The following is a 15069-nucleotide window of genomic DNA, read 5'->3' as shown; positions in this document are numbered from 1 at the left end:
GTCAAGATTAAATTCCGAAACCCCTATCTGCGAATGCAGGTAGGGGTTTTGTTTTTGCGCGCGGGAATTACTCAAGCTATTTCCCAGGCCACCGCATGGAAATGTCAGCCAGATAAATCCACGAATATTCCTCCTGGCCTTCAAGAGAACGGCACTTGCGGCCGATAACCCGATAGACGGTTGTCTTTGGGTTCATCTTTCTAAATTGCCTGGAATCTTCGATGCTGGCGTACCACCAAAAAAGCTTTTTGATCGTCGATGATTTCTCGGATTTCCGCAGTTCAGTCCGTTCGATGTTGCGCGAGTTGGGGGTCAAGGACGTCGACACCGCAGACTCCGGCGAGGTCGCCTTGCGCATGTGCTCGCAGAAGCGCTACGACTTCATCCTGCAGGACTATCATCTCGGAGACGGCAAGAAGAATGGTCAGCAGGTACTCGAAGACCTGATGATCGAAAAGCTGATCAGCCATGAAAGTGTGTTTGTCATGGTGACCGCCGAAAGCAGCCAGGCGATGGTGCTCAGTGCGCTGGAACATGAGCCGGATGCCTACCTGACCAAGCCCTTCACCCGAGCTGGCCTGGCTCAACGCCTCGAACGCCTTGAGCAGCGCAAGACGCTGCTCAAGCCGATCATGCAGGCCCTGGATCGCGGCAAGCCGGTCGAGGTTTTGAACGCGTGCATTGCCTTGTGCAAGCAGGATCCACGTTATTCGCCGTTGTGCCTGCGCTATCGCGCTGATGCGCTGCGCGATATGAACCAGAACGAAGTCCTCGAACGCCTGTACAACAGTATTCTGGCGGATCGTCCATTGCCGTGGGCCTATGTCGGATTGGGACGATTGCTGTTCAAACGCGGTCAGGTCGGGCAGGCCAAGGCATTGTACGAAAAAGCCCTGAAAGTCTTCCCGATGATGCCAGGTCTGTATGACGGACTGGCCGATGTGCTGGTTTCCCAAGGTGAAACCAAATCTGCACAACGAGTGCTTGAGGAAGCAGTACGACTCTCGCCGCTGGCGGTACGTCGGCAGGCGCTGTTGGGTAAGCTGGCCATGACCAACGAGGACTTCGATGCTGCCGCCAGAGCCTATCGCCAGGCGGTCTCCCAAGGCGCGCAGTCACGCTTCAAGGACCCCGAGAGCAACCTTGGACTGGCCCACGCCCTGATCAGCAAGGGCAGCGATAGAGGATTGGATACTCGCGCCCGGTTGGAGATCAACCAGACCCTGAGTGCGGTCGCCAAAGACAACCCTGGCGATCCAGGCTTGCAGATTCGCGCGCGACTGATGAAGGCCACGAGCCTGTTGATCAATGACGCCGAGACGGCCGACAAGCTCACCGAGCAGGCACTGACGCGTCTCGATGGCATGGAAAAATTCATGAGTGCCGACGCCGCGTTGCTGGTGGCCAAACAACTGAAATTGCTCGGCCAGGCGCAGGCCAGTGATTCGATGCTGAAAAACTGTGCGGAAATCTACGGTGATGACCCAGCGGTGATGCGCGGCATCGCCAAGCAGACCGACGATCCGGCCATTCTCAATTCCGGCACAGCAGCAGCAGACCTCAATCGTCAAGGTGTCCGTAGCTACAAGGCCGGCGCCTTGACCGAAGCCCGCGAGCTGTTTCGTGGCGCTCTGTTGCTGCAACCGAAAAACATCAGCATCGCCCTCAACATGGCGCAATCGATCCTGCATGGCGCTACGGCCAACCTTGACCCGGGATTGCTTGATGAATGTCGGCGCTGCCTGAAGATGGTCGGCTTGATGCCCGAGAGTGACGCGCGTTATCCGCGATATCAGAAGTTGCAGAGCAAGGCGTTAGAACAATGAACGACGTAGATCAGGGGCTGGATTTTTCCACGGTGATCGCCTCCACCGTACACGACATGAAGAATTCCCTGACCGTACTCATGCAGGCTCACGGGCAGTGGCTCGCGCGGTTGCCGGATGCCCAGGCTCACACCGATGAGCAGGGGGTGATCGACTTCGAGTTCGCGCATCTGAACGGTATGTTGGTGCAGTTGCTGGGACTCTACAAACTGGGCGTCAACCAGTTGCCGGTGCGTCCGGATTACCATGAGCTGGATGACTTTATCGAAGCGCAATTGGCGGCCCACCAGGAAGTGTTCAAGAGTCGCGGCCTGCTGGTGACTTATGAAGTGGATCCGCTGAGTCCGCTGGGTTTTTTCGATCGCGAACTGATCGGCACGGTGTTGGCCAATGCGATCAACAATGCCATCCGTTATGCGCAGCAGTCGCTATTGATCTGCGTCGGAGAGGAGACCGGGCAACTGGTACTGACAATCAACGACGACGGCGAAGGTTACCCAGCTCAGATGATCGAGCGTCAGGCCGAGTACATACAGGGCATCAACCCGAGCAGTGGCAGCACTGGATTGGGCTTGTACTTCGCCGCCCGCATCGCTCAACTGCACCAGCGCAATGGCGTGCATGGGCGCACCGAGATCAGCAACGGTGGTCCGTTGGGTGGCGGATTGTTCAGTCTTTATCTGCCTTGATGGTTGCCGCAACGGTAGTGCTTGAAATTCCGAACGGCTGATGCCTATTTTGTACGGGACGCCGTTCGCGGCCCGCACATAACAAGGATAGAGTCATGAAGACCGACGGCCAGGGATCACTCGCGCAGCGATTGACCGGTATCAACGAGATTGAATGTGTCACCCCTGACCTCAACGGTGTACCCCGCGGCAAGGTGATGACCGCCGAGGGCTTCCTCGAAGGACGACGCCTGCAGATGGCACGCGGTGTGTTGTTGCAATGCATCATGGGGGGATATCCACCTGCGCGCTTCTATGGCAGTGACGATGGCGACCTGGCGTTGAATGCCGACCCGCAGCAGATCCATCGCCTGCCCTGGAGCAAGCAGCCGCGCGCACTGGCTATCTGTGATGCCGACGAGCTGACTGGTGGGAGTTCTCGGCTGTCCACCCGCGGTCAACTCAAGGCGGTGATCGCACGCTATGCGGCGCTCGACCTGGCGCCCGTGGTGGCGACTGAAATGGAGTTCTTCGTATTCGCCCCGAACACTGACCCGGCCCAGCCGTTCCAGCCACCGCTTGGCCTGGATGGCCGACGCGAGGACGGTAGTTCGGCGTTCAGCGTCAGCTCCAATAACGGCCTACGTCCATTTTTCAATGAAGTCTATGAGTGCATGGCAGCCCTGGGACTGCCGCGCGATACCTTCATGCACGAAATGGGTGTCAGTCAGTTCGAGATCAACCTGCTGCACGGCGACCCCCTGTTGCTCGCCGACCAGACGTTCCTGTTCAAACACCTGCTCAAAGAGGTCGCCCTCAAGCACGGAGTGACCGTGGTGTGCATGGCCAAGCCACTGGCGCACACGGCTGGCAGTTCGATGCACATTCACCAAAGCGTCGTCGAGATGGGCAGCGGCCGAAATGTGTTCAGTGACGAGGCAGGTGACCCGACCGAGACGTTTCGCCACTTCATTGGTGGCCAACAGGCGGCCATGGCGGAGTTCACTGCACTGTTCGCGCCGAACGTGAACTCCTATCAGCGCTTGTGCCATCCTTTCGCGTCACCCAATAACGCCTGCTGGTCCCATGACAACCGCGCCGCCGGGCTGCGTATTCCCGCCAGTTCGCCCGTCGCGCGTCGGGTCGAGAATCGCTTGCCTGGGGCCGACGCCAATCCGTATCTGGCCATCGCTGCCAGCCTTGCTGCAGGGTTGCACGGCATTGAAAACCGGTTGGAGCCGTCAGCGCCGATCCAGGGTGAATTCAGCGTGCCGGAAAGTTTGTCGCTGCCCTGTACCTTGCATGCTGCGCTGGAGCGTCTGAAACGTAGCCAGTTGGCGAAGGAACTGTTTGGTGCTGAGTTCATCGAAGGCTACATCGCTTCGAAGACCCTGGAACTGACCAGCTTCCTTGATGAAATCACTCCTTGGGAGCGCCGAGTTTTAGCGGCCCAGGCTTAACCAAACCGTCGTCGTCGGGCTATCGTTGATGCTAGCCCGATACTCAATTCAAGGAGCCGCCCGGAACGCCGATGCGCCAGATCTGGAAGTCTTTTCGAGCGCTTTACTTCGCCTCACTGATGATGTTGATCGGCTCGGGCTTACTCAGCACCTACCTGGCGTTGCGCCTTGCCGCGGATCAGGTCGATGGCCTGTGGGTCGGTGCGTTGATGGCCGCCAACTATTTCGGCCTGGTCCTGGGCGGTAAAATCGGCCACCGGCTGATTGCCCGGGTAGGGCACATTCGTGCGTATTCGGCGTGTGCCGGCATCGTCGGGGCGGCGGTGCTGGGGCATGGATTGGTGGACTGGTTGCCGGCCTGGCTGATCCTGCGGATGGTGGTGGGCCTCGGCATGATGTGCCAGTACATGGTCATCGAGAGTTGGCTCAACGAGCAGGCCGATGCCAAGCAGCGCGGCATGGTATTCAGCGGCTATATGATCGCCTCTTACCTGGGGCTGGTCCTGGGCCAACTGATTTTGGTCATGCACCCTTCGTTGGGACTGGAGTTGCTGATGCTGGTAGCCCTGTGTTTCGCGCTGTGTCTGGTGCCCGTCACGCTGACCCGACGCATTCACCCGGCGCCCCTGCATCCGGCGCCGATGGAGCCGCGCTTTTTCATGAAGCGGGTGCCGCAGTCCCTCAGTACGGTGTTGGGCGCGGGGCTGATCGTCGGTTCGTTCTATGGTTTGGCTCCGCTGTATGCCTCGCAGCAGGGCTTGTCCACCGAGCAGGTCGGTCTGTTCATGGGTAGCTGCATTTTCGCCGGTCTGGTGGTGCAGTGGCCTTTGGGCTGGTTGTCGGATCGCTATGATCGAGCCGTGCTGATTCGCAGCTTTGCGATCTGCCTGGCGTTGGCGGCCCTGCCATTGGCGATTATGCCCAAGGTGCCGCTGGAGGTGCTGTTCGTTGCTGGCTTTGTCTGTTCCTTGGTGCAGTTCTGTCTGTATCCGCTGGCTGTAGCCTTTTCCAACGACCACGTCGAAAGCGACCGGCGGGTTTCACTGACTGCCATGCTGCTGGTGACCTACGGGGTCGGCGCAAGCATCGGGCCTTTGGTAGCGGGTGTGCTGATGAAGTTCTTCGGCAGCCAGATGCTCTATGCCTTCTTCAGTTTCTTTGCCCTCGTGCTGGTCTGGCGGATTCGACCCAAAGCCGTGACCAATCTGCATCAGGTCGACGACGCTCCTCTGCATCACGTTGCGATGCCGGACAGCATGTCCAGTTCGCCATTGGTGGCGGCGCTCGATCCGCGAGTCGACGAACAGGTGGTCCAGGATCAGATGCAAACCACTGCGAGCACCGAGCCGGAGCCGGTAGCTGAACCCGAAACGGCGAGCACAGCCGAAGCGCCTCGCGAGGACCAGCCGCCGGATGATCCGGACGCCGAACATCCCCATACCTTCACCGGGGCCAGGCCTTGAATTGAAGGCAAAAAAAACGGGCAGTGACCGCAAGGGACTGCCCGTTTTTCATGCTTGCCGATCAGAAGTCGTCTTTGTCGAAACGACGCGCCTCGCGCTGCAACTGGTAGACGAAGCGCTCGACCTGACGCTGCACCAGGCCGCTCATGTTATGAAAACGCACACCGGCGAAGGTGGTGTCGATTTTTTCTTCGTGATGCAGGTAACGCAATTCGACCGGGGTGGTCATGCTGCCGAAGGGCAGGGCGGCAATGAAACGGTCGTACACCTGGCCCAACTGCAGGCCATTGGAAATGTCGCCATCAAAGCGCAGCTTGCAGCCGGTGGCCGAAATGTCCAGCAACTTGCCGGCTAGCGGCACCTTGAGCTTTTCACCGCCCAGCTCGATGCTCACCAATTGCGCCAGTTTCAGGGCGGCACGAAAGGCGTTGCGGCGCTGGTGATAGACCACCTCGTCCGGCAACGTGCCACGATAGCAACGAGTGCCGTTGGATTCATCGATCGTCAGGGGGCCGTTGCTTTCCCAGGCAATACGCACGCCTTCGTGAAAACCTTCGATCCGGAAGGGTTCCCCCGCCAGCAGGAAGCGTTCGCCATCGCGCGGAATCATTTCATCGAGCGCGATCGAGTTGTTCTCGCGATCGACATCGACCACATAGCTTTGGAAGCGCTGGGTACGCTCGTGGAACGTGATGATCAGAGGATCATGGCTCTCTTGCAGCATTCGCAGGTTGCCGGCGATTTCCAAAGGCGTGGTGAGCACCTTCGGTGGCTGCGGAGCATCTTCCGCGTTTAAGGCATTGGACACGGTTTATCACTCTCCGGACAGAATACGGTCACACGCAGGAGCCAGCATTCTGCCAGCATGTTTCGCGCCTTGATAGAGCACGCTTGATGATGAAGTCAAACCTGGCTGAGCGAGCGCTTCACGAGCGTGGCGGTTGAGCCGCGAGCGTCGTACAGGGGCGGGGATTCGCCGCCATTGAGGATGCGCAGTTGGTTGGCGGTGCTCGCCTGTTGGACCTGGATCGAGCGGCCATTGCGCTCATTGGCGTCCCGGCAATCGCTGAGCAATTGATTGAGGACATCGCTCTGGGACAGCAGTTGCTCGCCGATGCTGGAGTGCGCGGCCAGCTGTTCCAGGCCACTGCGATCGGTTGGCAAGCCGAGGCTGGCGAGTATTTCGCTGCGTCGGCGGCCGTGTTGTTCCAGCAGAATGATCAAACCCTGCTTGCTCGCCAGGATGTGTTCGAGCAATTGCATGTCGCGACCGTGCAGTGCCAAAGACTCTTGCCCGAGTAAATCGAGCAACTGTTGAGCTGGCGCAACGTCGTCGGTGATCAGTTGCAGTAAATTGTTATCGTGCATGGCTGGCCTTGGTTTTTAAGCGTCCAAAAGCCTGCGCAGGCCGTTGGCTAGCGCTGGGCTTCGAAGTTGAGCAGTTTGCTGGCGACGCGGTTGCTGTCGACTTTATAGCTGCCATCGGCAATCGCGGCTTTCAACTCGGCCACGCGGGCCTTGTCGACAGCGGGCTGGTCGCGCAGCGTGTCGGAAATCTTCTGCAACTGCTGGGCCTCGTTGCTGAGGTGTACCGATTCCCCGCTTTGGCTGGCACTGGCCGCTTCGGCCTGGGTCGACAGCGGCGCGGTTTCAGCGGCTTCTTTCGTGGCGCTGGTACGCGTGTTGCCGGTGAGCGTGGGGGAACTGTTCAAACGGCTGAAATCGATGACCATGATGCTGAAAACCTCTGGGAATTTGGACGCTTGCCATGTTTTCGGCCCAATGCGAGAAAACTTTAGGGACATTTAAGGGGCGGCAGCGTCGCCTGTTGCCCTGCGTAAGGCTCAGTTTAGGGAATGGGTCGGTATCGCGCCAGCGATCTACATGGCAACTTCCACCTGGCCGGGAGCCGTGACCTGGGCCTTGATCACCCGTTGCGAATTCAGATTTTTCACTCGGATCTGTTCACTCATGCCGCCGTTAGCCAAGGCTTCGCCCGGCATCCGTACGCTGAGGGTGCCACTGCGGGCCGTAATCACTACCTGATCGCCCTTGCGCACCACTTCGGCCTGCTCCAGATGAACCAGAGTAATCACCTGATCGTTGACCATTGGTCGGACAAGTTTCTGCCCGATCGCCTGCTCCACGTCGGTCAGATAGCCCTGGTTGATCAGACTGATATCGCGCTCGCGCAGCATCACGTCTCCCGGCTCGATAATCCCGGCGCGCTTGAGCGGTCGAGTGCTGGTCACGACTTCGCGAAACAGCCGGACTTGAGCGGGCACGAACACTGTCCAGGGCGAGGCGCCGTCACAGCGAACCCTCACCGTGACACGTCCAATCGGCTTGGCAGGGCTTTCCAGTGTGGCTGTCAATTCCTTGTCGCACATGGGCAGGCGCAGGCGCGGGTCGAGTTGCTTGACCTCGATTTCGTAACGGCCCTGGGTTTGGCTGCTGGCCAAATAGTCTTCTACGGTGAATTCAAGAAAGCCCTGAGTGACGCCGATAAGGAGATCAGGCAAGGTAACCGGATCAGCAAAGGCAGGGCTGCCAGCAGTGAAAAAGCCGGCCATCGCCACCGCGCCGAGTAAACGGCGAGGAGCGCAGGCAAGGCGTCGAAAAAATGTCGTGTGCAGGTTCATAGCGGTTAAAAAGCAAGCGCCGTGCCGTTTAGTGATGAATGTGCGTCGCAACACACTTAGCGTTGGTGTAGGGGGCTGGGCATGGCTGGTGTAATGGATTCGGTAAACCAGCGCACGCAACTGGTAGGGCAGAATCGCCTGGAGCTGTTGTTGTTCCGTCTCGACGGTCAGCAGCTCTACGGCATCAATGTGTTTAAGGTTCGGGAAGTGCTGCAATGCCCGAAACTGACCTTGATGCCCAAATCCAATCCTGTCGTGTGCGGTGTGGCAAGTATTCGTGGGGCAACCATTCCGATTCTCGACCTGGCGATGGCCACGGGTTCGGGCGGATTGCAGGATCAAAGCAATCCCTTCGTGATCATCACGGAGTACAACACCAAGACCCAGGGTTTTCTGGTGCGCTCGGTGGAGCGGATCGTCAACATGAATTGGGAGGAGATCCATCCGCCGCCCAAGGGTACCGGGCGCGATCACTACCTGACGGCAGTGACGCGGGTCGACAATCAGTTGGTGGAAATCATCGACGTCGAGAAGGTTCTGGCGGAAGTCGCGCCAACGCCCGAGGCCATTTCGGTTGGCGTGGTGGATGTCGAGACCCAGCACAAGGCCTTGTCGCTGCGGGTATTGACGGTGGATGACTCGTCGGTGGCGCGCAAGCAGGTCTCGCGCTGTCTGCAGACGGTCGGGGTCGAGGTGGTGGCGCTGAACGACGGTCGGCAAGCACTGGACTACCTGCGCAAGCTGGTCGACGAGGGCAAGAAGCCGGAGGAAGAGTTCCTGATGATGATTTCCGACATCGAGATGCCGGAAATGGACGGCTACACCCTGACGGCGGAAATCCGCAACGACCCGCGCATGCAAAAGCTGCACATCATCCTGCATACTTCGCTGTCAGGCGTATTCAATCAGGCGATGGTCAAGAAAGTCGGTGCCGATGACTTTCTGGCCAAATTCCGCCCTGATGACCTGGCATCCCGGGTAGTCGACCGGATCAAAGCAGCAGATATCAGCTAGGTGGCTTTTGGCCCTGGCGATCAATACGATTTAAGAGGCGGTATCCTTGTCTACGGGTAATTTGGATTTTGAACAGTTCCGGGTTTTCCTGGAAAAAGCCTGTGGCATTTTGCTCGGTGAGAATAAACAGTATCTGGTCTCGAGCCGTCTCAACAAACTGATGGAACAGCAGGGCATCAAGTCGTTGGGCGAGTTGGTCCAGCGCATCCAGACCCAGCCACGCGGCGGTTTGCGTGAAATGGTGGTGGACGCGATGACGACCAACGAAACCCTCTGGTTTCGTGACACCTATCCGTTTGAAGTGCTGAAGAACAAAGTCTTGCCCGAGGCGATCAAGGCCAGTCCCGGGCAGCGTCTGCGCATCTGGTCGGCGGCCTGTTCGTCCGGGCAGGAGCCTTATTCGCTGTCGATGGCGATCGACGAATTCGAGCGAGTCAACATGGGCCAACTGCGCATGGGGGTGCAGATCGTTGCCACCGACCTGTCCGGGACGATGCTGACCAACTGCAAGTCCGGCGAATACGACAGCCTGGCGATCGGGCGCGGCCTGTCACCTGATCGCCTGCAACGCTACTTCGATCCGAAAGGGCCGGGGCGCTGGGCAGTGAAGGCGCCGATCAAGAGTCGGGTGGAGTTCCGCTCGTTCAACCTGCTGGACAGTTACGCCAGCCTCGGCAAGTTCGACATCGTGTTTTGCCGCAACGTGCTGATCTACTTCTCTGCGGAAGTGAAGAAGGACATCCTGCTGCGTATCCACAGCACGCTCAAGCCGGGCGGTTATCTGTTCCTTGGCGCTTCGGAAGCGCTGAACGGCCTGCCGGATCATTACCAGATGGTCCAGTGCAGCCCGGGGATCATCTACCAGGCGAAGTGAAAAGACGGGAGCCCTCAGCGGCTCCCTTTTTTCTGTCCGGTGATTCAGCCCTTCACAAGCGGCAGAAAAGCGGCGGGCGCCGGAAAGCGCTTGCCGCTTTTCTGGCATTGCCGCCTTGCCGCTACTTGCCGGGCCCCCTATTTACGGGGGCTGGCGAGCTGGCACGGCGCTTGCTAAAGATCCAGATACGAAAAATCTGGTCACCTGAAGGTTTGCGCCATGAGCATCAGCTTCGACAAAGCGCTCGGTATCCACGAACAGGCCCTGAGCTTCCGCGCCCAGCGTGCCGAAGTCCTGGCCAACAACATTGCCAACGCCGACACCCCGAACTACAAGGCTCGGGACCTGGACTTTGCGTCCGTGCTGGCGGCACAGGCGGAAAAGACCAACAACGGCACCTTCGCCTTGAACATGACCAACAGCCGTCATATCGAAGCCCAGGGCATGAGCAGTGGCGACGAGTCGTTGCTGTATCGCACGCCGATGCAACCTTCGATCGACCAGAACACCGTCGACGCACAGTTGGAGCAATCCAACTACGCGGAAAACTCGGTGAACTTCCAGGCCAGCTTCACGCTGCTCAACAGTAAATTCAAAGGGCTGATCTCGGCCCTGCGCGGAGAGTAATCCATGTCCCTGTCCAGCGTTTTCAACATTGCCGGCAGTGGCATGAGCGCGCAGACCACTCGCCTGAACACCGTGGCCAGCAACATCGCCAACGCCGAAACAGTGTCCTCGAGCATCGACCAGACCTACCGCGCGCGCCACCCGGTGTTCGCCACCATGTTCCAGGGCGGCCAGTCCGGTGGCGGCGATTCGCTGTTCCAGAATCAGGACGCGGCGGGTCAGGGCGTGCAAGTGCTCGGCGTGGTCGAGGACCAGAGCAACCTCGAAGCGCGCTACGAGCCGAACCATCCGGCTGCCGACGCCAAGGGTTATGTCTACTACCCGAACGTCAACGTGGTCGAGGAAATGGCCGACATGATTTCCGCCAGCCGTTCGTTCCAGACCAACGCGGAAATGATGAACACCGCCAAAACCATGATGCAGAAGGTCCTGACCCTCGGTCAGTGATAAGAGGCAGCTCAGATGAGTGTTACCGATACCACCAGTGGCCTGAGCCTCAAGGACATTCTTGCGAATTCCTCGAAGACGGTCACCAACACCAGCAGTGATGGCCTGGCGGCAGCGACTAAAAGCACGACCGGCAAGAACGAGCTGGGCAAGGACGCGTTCCTGCAATTGCTGGTGACCCAGCTGAAGAACCAGAACCCGCTCGATCCGCAGGACAACAGCGCGTTCGTCGCGCAGTTGGCGCAGTTCAGCAGTCTGGAGGGCATCACCACCTTGAACACCTCGGTGAATAACATCTCCGGTTCGTTCAAGTCCTCGCAAGCCTTGCAGGCCTCGTCGCTGGTCGGGCGCTCAGTGGTGGTGCAGACCGGTTCCGCCTATGTCGACACCACAAAGAGCATGACCGGTTCGGTGGTAGTCCCTACCTCCGTGGCCAGCTCCACCGTGACCGTCACCGACAAGGACGGCAAGACCGTGAAAACCATCGATCTGGGCAGCCAGGCGCAAGGCAACGCGAGCTTTGTTTGGGATGGCACCAATACTGCGGGCGAAAAAGTTGACCCGGGTACCTACACCTTCAAGGCCAGCGCGCCGATCGACGATAAGGCGACCGACCTGATCACCTACCTGCCGGCGACCGTCAACAGCGTGACCCTGAGCCAGACCGGTGGCGAGATGATGCTCAACCTCGCCAATATGGGTTCGATTGCCCTGTCCAAAGTACAAACCATTGGTCTATAGAGCCGGCTAGCGCGGCACAAAGGAGTGGAATATGTCTTTCAATATCGGCCTTAGCGGCCTCTATGCGGCCAACAAACAACTGGACGTTACTGGCAACAACATCGCCAACGTCGCCACCACCGGCTTCAAATCCTCCCGGGTGGAGTTCGAAGACGTGTACTCGGCGACCAAGCTGGGAACCGGCAACAAGACCATCGGCAGCGGCGTGAGCCTGGCCAACGTGTCCCAGCAGTTCCGCCAGGGCGACGTGACCAACACCGGCAACGTGCTGGACATGGCGATCCAGGGTTCGGGTTTCTTCGTGCTCAACGACAGCGGCTCGCTGACCTATACCCGTGCCGGTACCTTCAACGTCGACAAAGACGGTTTCATCACCAACAGCTCCGGTACTGCGCGCCTGCAAGGCTACGCGGTGGATGCCAATGGCAAGATCCTCAAGGATGTGATCGGCGACCTGAAAATCGACCAGTCGAACCTTGAGCCGAAAACCACTGGCAATATCTCTTCGAGCATCAACCTGAACTCCGGCAAGCCGAACATCGACCCGGCGGTGACCCCGTTCGACCCGAGCAAAATCGACACCTACACCGACATGTTTACCACGCCGGTCTACGACAGCCAGGGTAATCAGCACAACATGGACCAGTACGTGGTCAAGACCGGTGCCAACACCTGGCAAACCTACACCCTGGTGGATGGTCGCAACCCGGATGGCCAAGCCTTCGTGCCGGCCGGCGTGAACCCGGTGACCGCGAGCAACCAGGCCGCCATGACCATGAACTTCGGTTCCGACGGCAAGCTGCTGAATATCACCGCGCCAGCCACTGGCACCCCGTACACCGTTAGCGGCAATTCGATTGTCATGGGCGCGGGCGTCTGGACTCCGGGCACGGTCAAGGATGGCGTGTGGACCGCCAACGGTGCGGTGGGCAACGCCACCGGCATCAGCAACAACCTGGCCAGCACCACCCAGTACAACTCGGCAACCATCCGCAACCTGCCGACCCAGGACGGCTACGCCACCGGCCAGATCACCAACCTGACCATCGACGGCACCGGCACCCTGTTCGCCAACTTCAGCAACAGCAAGTCCAAAGCGATCGGCCAAGTCACCCTGGCCAGCTTCAACAACGAGCAAGGCTTGCAGGCAGTGGGCGGTACCAGTTGGAAGGAGACCTACCTGTCCGGCTTCGCCGCCTACGACGCAGGCCAGACCGGCACCCTGGGGTCGGTGGTGTCGAACTCGCTGGAAGACTCCAACGTCAACCTGACCAGTGAGCTGGTGGACCTGATCAAGGGCCAGAGCAACTACCAGGCAAACGCCAAGACCATCTCGACGCAAAGCACCATCATGCAGACCATCATTCAGATGGCGTAATTGTGTGGTGCTGACGCGGTGGGGCCATCGGCAACACCGCGTCAATTTCATCGCTAGCAGGCTGGCTCCTACAGGATTGTGAATGACTCCGGACCTGTAGGCGCTGGCTTGCCAGCGATGAGACCCTCAGCCTCACCCCATCATGTCCTTGATCATCCGCTCTTGCTCCATCAGCTCGCGCTGGCGCGCATCAATCCGTGACGACAGCGGGAAGTTGCCGCTGGCGCGGCGTTTGGCGAAGTCCAGTTGCTGGATGGCCTGACGGTAGTCGCCCACTAGCGCGAAGTACTCGGCACGGGCCTGATGCAGGCCAATGATGTTGCCGGACTGGCCACGGGTCTCGGCGACCTGATACCAGACATCCGGATCGTCCGGACGGCTCTTGAGCAGGGCTTCCAGGGCTTTTTCCGCGTCGGCGGGGCGGTTCTGCTTGAGCATCAGATCGACGCGGGCCTGGTTCAGCGGGTAGTTGCCGGGGTACTGCGCAATCATCCGCTCGACCCGGCTCTGGGCATCGGCCAGGCGATTGCTGTCCATGTCCAACTCGATCTGTGCCAGGTTATAGATGACTTCATTGGGCGCCTTGGCCAGCAGTGGCTTGAGCGTCTCGCGTGCATCGTTGAACTGGCTGCCTTTGATCTGGGCAATCGCCAGGCCATAACGCGCTACGTCATTTTTCGGGTTGTCATCCAGCTGTGCACGAAAGCGCTTGGCCGCCAGCCCAGAGGTTTCTTCGTAGTACAACTGCACGCGTGCGCGAATCAGTTGATAAGTCTGAGTGTCTTCTTTGCCACCGGCGGGCGCCTGTTCGGCGCGGTTGCGGGTGTCGGCGATCCGCGATTCGGTGACCGGGTGAGTCAGGAGGAATTCCGGCGGCTTGGCGTCGAAGCGATACTGACGCGACAGGCGCTCGAACATGCTCGGCATCGAGCGCGGGTCGTAGCCGGCTTTCTGCAGGTTGAGGATGCCTATGCGGTCGGCCTCCTGCTCGTTCTGCCGGGAGAAGCGGCGCTGTTCCTGGATCGCCGCGGCCTGGGTGCCGGCAATCGCGGCGATACCGGCATCACCGCCACCGGCGGCGGCGACGATGATCCCGGCCAGCAGCGCGGCCATCATGGGCACCTGCATGCGTTGCTGGGCCTCCACGCCACGGGCGAAGTGGCGTTGCGACAAGTGAGCCAATTCGTGGGCCAGAACCGAGGCATATTCGCCTTCGGTCTGGGCGTTGAGAAACAGTCCGCCGTTGACCCCGACAATCCCGCCAGGCGCGGCGAAGGCGTTGAGTTGCGGGCTGTTGATCAGGATGAACTCAAGGCGTCGGTCGTTGAGCTGGCTGGTCTCCACCAGGCGATAGACACTGGTCTCGACGTAGTTTTTCAGCTGTGGGTCATTGAGTTGCGACACCTGGCTGCGCAGCATGGCCAGCCAGGCGCGGCCCAGGTCGTGCTCTTGCTGAGGGGAGACAATGGCAGAACTGGCGTCGCCGAGTGACGGCAGGTCGTCGGCGAAGCCCGGTGAGGCAAGCAGGCAAGCCAGCGTCAGCAGGGTAGGGCGCAGAAAAGTCATGCACGAAGCCTTAGTCGACAAAGAGCTTACTGTAGCCGGACACTTGGCTTGGGACCAGATATTCTAGGCGGCTCAATCACCTGACCGGAGTGACGCAATGACCGACGCTGTAGCCCATGATGCCGAGCTGGATGCCAGCGGGCTCAACTGTCCCTTGCCACTGCTCAAGGCCAAGATGGCGCTCAATGGCCTGGCCAGCGGCGCAGTGCTCAAGGTGATTGCCACCGATGCCGGCTCGCAGCGCGACTTTCGCACCTTTGCCCGTCTGGCCGGTCATACCCTGCTGCGCGAAGAAGATGATGCTGGCGTCTACCGCTACTGGCTGAAAAAAGCCTGACTGACGAACCCTCCGATTAAGGAAGA

16 protein-coding genes are annotated in these 15069 nt (G+C 59.4%); 11 read left to right on the top strand and 5 right to left on the bottom strand.

Going from position 1 to position 15069, the window contains the following annotated elements:
- The first annotated feature begins 221 nt into the window (after positions 1 to 221).
- From NR126_RS12315 to NR126_RS12300, 4 genes are all read left to right on the top strand, one after another.
- On the top strand, positions 222 to 1826 hold the full coding sequence (locus NR126_RS12315; protein ID WP_027619274.1) for a tetratricopeptide repeat-containing response regulator: 1605 nt from the start codon (positions 222 to 224) through the stop codon (positions 1824 to 1826).
- On the top strand, positions 1823 to 2515 hold the full coding sequence (locus NR126_RS12310) for a sensor histidine kinase KdpD (protein ID WP_105755991.1): 693 nt from the start codon (positions 1823 to 1825) through the stop codon (positions 2513 to 2515). The genes NR126_RS12315 and NR126_RS12310 overlap by 4 nt, the downstream gene beginning before the upstream one ends.
- 197 nt (positions 2516 to 2712) lie before the next feature.
- The gene (locus NR126_RS12305) at positions 2713 to 3954 is read left to right on the top strand and encodes a glutamine synthetase family protein (RefSeq protein WP_177433290.1); all 1242 of its coding nucleotides are present in this window, start codon (positions 2713 to 2715) and stop codon (positions 3952 to 3954) included.
- Between the two features lie 71 nt (positions 3955 to 4025).
- Positions 4026 to 5417: an MFS transporter gene (locus tag NR126_RS12300; RefSeq protein ID WP_027619271.1), complete on the top strand. Its 1392-nt coding sequence runs from the start codon at positions 4026 to 4028 to the stop codon at positions 5415 to 5417.
- Positions 5418 to 5478: 61 nt separating this feature from the next.
- On the opposite strand, the gene NR126_RS12295 is transcribed toward NR126_RS12300, so the two are convergent.
- The 4 genes from NR126_RS12295 to flgA form a co-directional block, all read right to left on the bottom strand.
- Positions 5479 to 6225 carry a flagellar brake protein gene (locus NR126_RS12295; protein ID WP_027619270.1) on the bottom strand — a complete coding sequence of 249 codons (747 nt, stop codon included), beginning with the start codon at positions 6223 to 6225 and terminating at the stop codon, positions 5479 to 5481.
- Between the two features lie 95 nt (positions 6226 to 6320).
- Positions 6321 to 6785 carry a flagella synthesis protein FlgN gene (locus tag NR126_RS12290; RefSeq protein ID WP_027619269.1) on the bottom strand — a complete coding sequence of 155 codons (465 nt, stop codon included), beginning with the start codon at positions 6783 to 6785 and terminating at the stop codon, positions 6321 to 6323.
- Positions 6786 to 6832: 47 nt separating this feature from the next.
- Positions 6833 to 7150, bottom strand: a complete 318-nt coding sequence (gene flgM / locus NR126_RS12285; RefSeq protein ID WP_027619268.1) for a flagellar biosynthesis anti-sigma factor FlgM — start codon at positions 7148 to 7150, stop codon at positions 6833 to 6835.
- Positions 7151 to 7297: 147 nt separating this feature from the next.
- The gene (gene flgA, locus NR126_RS12280; protein WP_027619267.1) at positions 7298 to 8059 is read right to left on the bottom strand and encodes a flagellar basal body P-ring formation chaperone FlgA; all 762 of its coding nucleotides are present in this window, start codon (positions 8057 to 8059) and stop codon (positions 7298 to 7300) included.
- Between the two features lie 81 nt (positions 8060 to 8140).
- Between flgA and NR126_RS12275 the strand changes: the two genes are divergently transcribed.
- From NR126_RS12275 to flgE, 6 genes are all read left to right on the top strand, one after another.
- Positions 8141 to 9073 carry a chemotaxis protein CheV gene (locus NR126_RS12275; RefSeq protein WP_027619266.1) on the top strand — a complete coding sequence of 311 codons (933 nt, stop codon included), beginning with the start codon at positions 8141 to 8143 and terminating at the stop codon, positions 9071 to 9073.
- Positions 9074 to 9119: 46 nt separating this feature from the next.
- Entirely contained in the window at positions 9120 to 9947 is an 828-nt protein-coding gene (gene cheR, locus NR126_RS12270) for a protein-glutamate O-methyltransferase CheR (protein ID WP_027619265.1), read from the top strand.
- Positions 9948 to 10166: 219 nt separating this feature from the next.
- Positions 10167 to 10574, top strand: a complete 408-nt coding sequence (gene flgB, locus NR126_RS12265; RefSeq protein WP_256830307.1) for a flagellar basal body rod protein FlgB — start codon at positions 10167 to 10169, stop codon at positions 10572 to 10574.
- Between the two features lie 3 nt (positions 10575 to 10577).
- Complete coding sequence (gene flgC / locus NR126_RS12260) at positions 10578 to 11021, top strand: flagellar basal body rod protein FlgC (protein ID WP_027619263.1); 444 nt, start codon at positions 10578 to 10580, stop codon at positions 11019 to 11021.
- A 15-nt stretch (positions 11022 to 11036) separates the two neighbouring features.
- The gene (gene flgD / locus NR126_RS12255; RefSeq protein WP_027619262.1) at positions 11037 to 11762 is read left to right on the top strand and encodes a flagellar hook assembly protein FlgD; all 726 of its coding nucleotides are present in this window, start codon (positions 11037 to 11039) and stop codon (positions 11760 to 11762) included.
- Between the two features lie 31 nt (positions 11763 to 11793).
- Positions 11794 to 13140, top strand: coding sequence for a flagellar hook protein FlgE (gene flgE / locus NR126_RS12250; protein ID WP_027619261.1), 1347 nt, complete (start codon positions 11794 to 11796; stop codon positions 13138 to 13140).
- Between the two features lie 132 nt (positions 13141 to 13272).
- On the opposite strand, the gene NR126_RS12245 is transcribed toward flgE, so the two are convergent.
- Entirely contained in the window at positions 13273 to 14706 is a 1434-nt protein-coding gene (locus NR126_RS12245) for a M48 family metalloprotease (RefSeq protein ID WP_027619260.1), read from the bottom strand.
- 97 nt (positions 14707 to 14803) lie between these two features.
- Here NR126_RS12245 and NR126_RS12240 point away from each other — a divergent pair, with 97 nt between their 5' ends.
- On the top strand, positions 14804 to 15043 hold the full coding sequence (locus NR126_RS12240) for a sulfurtransferase TusA family protein (protein WP_027619259.1): 240 nt from the start codon (positions 14804 to 14806) through the stop codon (positions 15041 to 15043).
- The last annotated feature ends 26 nt before the right edge of the window (positions 15044 to 15069 follow it).

It is taken from the genome of Pseudomonas sp. Pse1 (assembly GCF_024519635.1).
Classification (GTDB): domain Bacteria; phylum Pseudomonadota; class Gammaproteobacteria; order Pseudomonadales; family Pseudomonadaceae; genus Aquipseudomonas.
Note: the sequence above shows the minus strand (reverse complement) of the source record. Positions and strands in the feature narration are given on the sequence as shown.